The organism is Dietzia sp. B44 (assembly GCF_014145245.1).
In the GTDB taxonomy this organism is placed as follows: Bacteria; Actinomycetota; Actinomycetes; order Mycobacteriales; family Mycobacteriaceae; genus Dietzia; species Dietzia natronolimnaea.
The window spans coordinates 1-2,694 of record NZ_JAALEF010000423.1 but is presented as its reverse complement, the minus strand read 5'-3'; the positions used below and the strand labels follow the sequence as shown (position 1 = coordinate 2,694).

Genomic DNA, 2,694 nt, shown 5'->3' with positions numbered 1-2,694 from the left:
TGGTCACCGTCACCGGGTCGCTGCTGTTCCTGCTCTCGCTGACCATGGTCTACGCCGCGACCGGGGTGCTGGACCTGCGACTCGCGGGCGAGCGGCTGGCCGCCGGCGACCCGGGCGGCGTCCACGTGACGGTGATCCTCGCGCTCGCCGCGGCGGGAATGGCCTTCAAGTCCGCGCTCTTCCCACTGCACGGCTGGCTGCCCGACGCCCACGCCGGCGCGCCCGGGGCCGTGAGCCCGCTGCTGTCCGCGCTGGTGGTCAAGTCGTCGTTCTTCATCCTGTTCCGGGTGTGGACGGAGGTCACCGGCCCAGACCCGGTGGTGGGCGCCGTTTTGGGAATCGCGGCGGCCGGATCGGTGCTCTGGGCCGGCCTGTCCGCCATCCGCACCCCGCGCTTCAAGCGACTGGTCGGCTACTCCACGGTCTCGCAGGTCGGCTACCTCTTCCTCTACTTCCCGCTGTCCGCCGCCGCCGACGGCCCCGAGCAGCAGCGGGCGGCGTGGATCGCGGTGGCACTGCTGGCGTTCGCGCACGGTTTGGCCAAGTCGTCGCTGTTCCTCTCCGCCGGGGTGATCAAGGACCGACTCGGCACCGACCGATTGGCGGCGATGACCGATCAGGACGCCCGGATGCCCGTCGTGACGATGGCGATCGCGATCGCCGCCGTGAGCCTGGCCGGGCTCCCCGTCAGCCTGGGTTTCGCCGGCAAATGGCAGCTGCTCATGGCCGCTGTAGGCACCGGATTGTGGTGGGTGGTCGCGGTGGCCGTGGCGGGTACCCTCGTCGCGGCCATGTACCTGCTGCGACCGGTCCAGACGTTGCTGTCGGGGGAGTCGAGCGACCACCGGCCCACCCCGGGCGGCGCCGGTGATGGGGGCCACGCCGACGATGGGGACGACGACGAGGGCCGCAGTACCGATCCGGCGTCCGGTGCCCACCTCCGCGGAACGGGCACGAGAGCCGTCCCGCGCGCCGCCACCCTGATCCCCTTGGCCGCGGCCCTGCTCGCCGCCCTCGCGATCGGGGTGTCCGGGCCGTTGGCCGACCTGGCGGTGCTGGGGATGACCCACGGAGGTGGAGCATGACCCCGCCGTCCTGGGTCGGTGAGTCGTCCCTGCTCGCCGTGGCCCCTCTCGCGCTCTCGGCTCTCGTCGCCGTCGTCGTCTTCCTCATCCCGGAACCCCGCACCAAAGCGCGCACCACGGTCAACATCACCGGCGCCTCGGTCAAGTTGCTCATCGTCGCGGCGCTGGTGCCCGCCGTCATCGCGGGCGCCCGGCCCGAATGGCGCAGCGCCCTCCTGCCGGGTCTCGACCTGGTCCTGCGCGTGGAGCCGCTCTCACTGCTGTTCGCCGGACTGAGCTCGCTGCTGTGGTTGCTCACCACCATCTACGCGATCGGCTACCTGGAGGGCCGCCCGCACCGGGCCCGGTTCTTCGGCTTCTTCTCGCTGTGCGTCACCGCCACCGTGGGCATCTCCTTCTCCGGGAACCTGGTGACGTTCCTGATCTTCTTCGAGCTGCTCACCCTTGTCACCTACCCGCTGGTGGTGCACAACGGCACGGCGGCCTCGTTCCGCTCCGGCCAGCTGTACCTGCGGTACACCCTCAGCGGCGGGCTCTCGGTCCTGGTGGGCGTGGCCTGGCTGACCGCGCTGGTCGGCGACGTGGACTTCACCGCCGGCGGCGCGGCGGCGGTCGCCGAGCTGGCCGCCGAGGACCCCGCCACCGCGGTGGCGATCTTCGTGCTCATCGCGGCCGGCCTGGGCGTCAAGGCCGCGCTGTTCCCATTGCACGGCTGGTTGCCCCGGGCGATGGTGGCGCCCGCCCCGGTCAGCGCGCTGCTGCACGCCGTCGCCGTGGTCAAGGCCGGCGTGTTCGGCCTGGTCCGACTGATCGACGACGTCTACGGCGTGCAGGTCGCCGACGACCTGGGCGTGCTGCTGCCGCTGCTGGTGCTGGCCTCGTTCACGGTGATCTACGGCTCGGTCCGCGCCCTCATGCAGGACGATCTGAAGAAGCGACTGGCCTACTCCACGGTCAGCCAGGTCTCCTACGTCACGATCGGCATCGCCCTGGTCTCCGAGATGGGCACTGCCGGCGGACTGACCCACCTGGTGCACCAGGGCCTGATGAAGATCACCCTGTTCTTCTGCGCCGGGCTGTTCGCCGAGGTGCTGGGGATCAAGACCGTCTCGCGACTGGCCGGGCTCGGGCGGCGGATGCCGTGGACGTGCGCGGCGTTCACCGTGGGCGCGTTCGGGATGATCGGGGTCCCGCCGATCGCCGGGTTCGCGTCCAAGTGGCAACTCGGGCTGGGCGCACTGGACTCCGACCACACCTGGGTGCTGGGGATCTTCATCACCAGCGCGCTCCTCAACAGCGCCTACTTCCTGCCGCTGGTGTACTCGATGTGGTTCGCCGAGCGGCCCGGGGGCGAGTCCCCGACAGGTGCGGGCCGACGGCGGGCGGAGGCGCCCCTGGCGCTGCTGGTGCCGACCATGATCACCGCGACGGCCTCGCTGCTGGTGGGGATCATCGCCGCGGCCCCGTACTCGCCGATGGGGATGGCCAGGTTCATCGCCGAGGGGGTGTTCCCCTGATGGCCTCCGCCCCGTGGATCGCGGCCCTGTGGGCTGCCGCGCTCGTCCTGCCGCTCGTCGTCGCGGCCGCCCTCGGCGTGACCTCCGTGCCC

At 71.5% G+C, this 2,694-nt stretch carries 2 protein-coding genes; both read left to right on the top strand.

Annotated features, from left to right (window positions below):
- Positions 1-1,085: complex I subunit 5 family protein (locus G6017_RS13375; RefSeq protein WP_182617785.1), on the top strand; the 1,085-nt coding region annotated here is incomplete at its 5' end.
- Positions 1,082-2,602 (top strand): complex I subunit 5 family protein, encoded by a 1,521-nt coding sequence (locus G6017_RS13370; protein ID WP_182617783.1) that lies wholly within the window; start codon positions 1,082-1,084, stop codon positions 2,600-2,602. The genes G6017_RS13375 and G6017_RS13370, both read left to right, overlap by 4 nt.
- The last annotated feature ends 92 nt before the right edge of the window (positions 2,603-2,694 follow it).

What these genes read in the sequence shown, in the direction of transcription:
- G6017_RS13370 (WP_182617783.1), top strand. Translation starts at nt 1,082, where the DNA reads ATGACCCCGCCGTCCTGGGTCGGTGAGTCGTCCCTGCTCGCCGTGGCC.